Here is a 3,053-nt window from a genome sequence, read left to right on the forward strand (position 1 = left end):
CACCGCTGCGCACGAACAGCGTGGCCACCCCGGCGGTCATCTGGCGAAACTCATCGACCTCGCTGAAATCGTTGTTCAGCACATGCTCGCCCAGGTACAACGCCGGTGTGGCGACGCCGGCCACCGTCACGCTCGCGTCGGCCTTGAGCTGCAGGCCGCCGGCAAAGCGTTTTTCGAACAGCCCGCTGAGGCGCTGGGTGCTGTCGCGCAGGGTGCTGTGGAAGGTGTTGAGCTGGTCGGCCAGCAACCGCGCTTCACTGGCCAGGTGTTCCTGGCGGGTGGTCAGGTTGGCGCTGTCGAGCGAGCGCAAGGCAAACAGGGTACTGCCGGTGATCACCACCGCCAGCACGGCGGCCAGGGCGATACCGAGCTGTGAGGCAATTCGGGCACGGGGTTGGGACATGAACGCTCCTGGGTAGGGGCCGGGATCGTCCTGATCACACTGCACCGTCGGCATTGGGAAAGTCGGAGCCATTCTACGTGTGGCCCTCGATCCACTGATTCGGCGGCGCCACGAATTACTTGAGCGAATCACAGGGATATTCTGCGCAAACGGTCATTCGCCGATGTTGAGCGCTGTTGCCCCCAGTATTTCCACCTGTGGCAACGCCATGGCCTGCACTTCGCCTTGTAGAAAATCGCCCAGGCGGCGCAGTCGCTCGCCCCCCGAGCGCGTCGCCGGCCACACCAGGTAGTAGTTCAGGCCACTGGCAACCGCCGTTGGCCACGGCAGGCTCAGCCGCCCCTGGGCGACGTCTTCGGCCACCATCAACAGGTCGCCCATCGACACGCCGTAGCCGCGCGCGGCAGCGATCATGCCCAGCTCCAGGGTGTCGAACACCTGCCCGCCCTTGAGCGACACCTGCTCGGTGAGGTGCATGCGTGCCAGCCAACTGCGCCAGTCGCGCTTGTCGGGCGTGGGGTGCAGCAGCTCGCAGTGCGCCAGGCGCTCGACGTCCCAGGGCTGCTGGGCAAGCAACGCTGGTGCGCGACCGGGATCAGCAGCTCGGGGAACAGCATGCTCACCTGCCAGTCGGGCGGGAAATGCCCATCGCCCAGCAGTACTGCGCAGTCAAAGGGCTCGTGGTTGAAGTCGACATGGTCGACGTCCATCCAGGCGCTGGTCAACTGCACCTCGTTGCCCGGCTGCAGGTGGCGAAAACGGCTCAGGCGCGCCAGCAGCCAGCGCATGGTCAGGGTCGATGGCGCCTTCATGCGGATCACACCGTCTTCGCTGTGCAGGGTGTTGCACGCACGCTCCAGTGCCGCGAAGCCTTCGCGCACACCGGGCAGCAGCAGGCGCGCGGCTTCGCTCAGTTGCAGGGCGCGACCGCTGCGCACGAACAAGCGGCAGGCAAAGTGCTCTTCAAGTGTGCGGATGTGCCGGCTGACGGCGCTTTGGGTTATCGATAACTCATCGGCGGCGCGGGTGAAGGAGCTGTGTCGCGCGGCAGCCTCGAACGCCCGCAAGGCATACAGAGGCGGTAAACGACGTGGCATGCGTGGACACTCCAACGGCCGGCAGGAAGGGGAGACCGATCATACTCGCATGAGTTTTAATCATGCCAATGATCGTATTTATCCTTTTGTGCGCATGCCGCCAACCCGCCAGAATTGCGCGCTTGCCCTTCCCTTTTCAGGAGCTGCGTCATGCAGGCTGCGCCCTTTACCGAACTCAAGGCATTGTTACGGCTTGCCGGGCCGCTGATCGCCTCGCAGTTGGCGCACATGCTGATGCTGCTCACCGACACCCTGATGATGGCCCGCATCAGCCCCGAGGCGCTGGCCGGCGGCGGCCTGGGTGCGGCCAGCTATTCGTTCGTGTCGATCTTCTGCCTGGGGGTGATCGCCGCCGTGGGCACGCTGGTCGCGATTCGCCAGGGCGCCGGGGACAACCCAGGCGCCACGCGCCTGACCCAGGCCGGGCTGTGGCTGGCCTGGGGCATGGCAATCGTGGCGGCGCTGGTGCTGTGGAACCTGTCCGCGGTGCTGCTGATGCTGGGCCAGACCCCGAGCAACGTGGCGTTTGCCAGCCAGTTCCTGCTGGTGCTGCCACTGGCCCTGCCCGGCTACCTGAGCTTCATGGCCTTGCGCGGCTTCACCAGTGCACTGGGGCGTTCGTCACCGGTGATGGTGATCAGCCTGGTGGGTACGCTGGTCAACTTCCTGCTCAACTATGCGCTGATCGAGGGGATGTTCGGCCTGCCCAAGCTGGGCCTGATGGGCATTGGCCTGGTCACGGCGGTGGTGGCCAATGCCATGGCCGTGGCACTGGCGCTGTACATCCGCCACCACCGGGCCTACGCCGCGTTCCCGATCCGCCAGGGCCTGGGCCGGCCGCACCTGCCGGCACTGCGCGAGCTGTGGCGCCTGGGGCTGCCGATTGGCGGGACCTATACCGTCGAGGTCGGGCTGTTCGCGTTTGCCGCACTGTGCATCGGCACCATGGGCACCGTCGACCTGGGTGCACACCAGATTGCGCTGCAGATCGTCTCGACCGCGTTCATGATCCCCGCCGGCCTGTCGTACGCGGTGACCATGCGCGTGGGGCTGCACTACGGTGCCGACCGGCTGCTGGCGGCGCGCCAGGCCGGCAGGATCGGGATCGGCTTTGGCGCGACGCTGATGCTGGGCTTTGCACTGCTGTTCTGGATCATGCCTGAAGCGCTGGTGGGGCTTTTTCTGGACCGGCAGGACCCGGCCTTTGCCGAGGTGATCCGGGTGGCCGTGAGCCTGCTGGCAGTAGCGGCGTGGTTTGAACTGTTCGACGGCATCCAGACCATCGCGATGGGCTCGATTCGCGGGCTCAAGGACGCCAAGACCACGTTTCTGGTGGGGCTTGGCTGTTACTGGCTGATCGGTGCGCCGGCGGCCTGGGTGTTCGCCTTCCCGTTGGGCGGCGGCGCGGTCGGGGTGTGGTGGGGGCTGGCGCTGGGGTTGGCGTGTGCGGCGGTGGGGCTGACGCTGGCGTTCGAATGGCGGATGAGGCGGATGCTGGGCAGTGCACAGGTAGCACAGGTTTCAGTGCAGCCTTGAGGGCCTCTTCGCTGGCA

2 protein-coding genes and 1 pseudogene are annotated in these 3,053 nt (G+C 66.1%); 1 reads left to right on the top strand and 2 read right to left on the bottom strand.

The window, feature by feature from the left end; genetic code table 11:
• Positions 1-403 (bottom strand): Cache 3/Cache 2 fusion domain-containing protein (locus G3436_RS25435; protein ID WP_178116605.1); only part of this gene is annotated, 403 nt, incomplete at its 3' end.
• A 153-nt stretch (positions 404-556) separates the two neighbouring features.
• A pseudogene (locus tag G3436_RS25440) lies at positions 557-1,500 on the bottom strand (LysR substrate-binding domain-containing protein).
• A gap of 150 nt (positions 1,501-1,650) precedes the next feature.
• Here G3436_RS25440 and G3436_RS25445 point away from each other — a divergent pair.
• Positions 1,651-3,036, top strand: a complete 1,386-nt coding sequence (locus G3436_RS25445; protein ID WP_163950936.1) for a NorM family multidrug efflux MATE transporter — start codon at positions 1,651-1,653, stop codon at positions 3,034-3,036.
• Positions 3,037-3,053 lie beyond the last annotated feature (17 nt).

This window comes from Pseudomonas brassicae (genome assembly GCF_010671725.1).
In the GTDB taxonomy this organism is placed as follows: Bacteria; Pseudomonadota; Gammaproteobacteria; order Pseudomonadales; family Pseudomonadaceae; genus Aquipseudomonas; species Aquipseudomonas brassicae.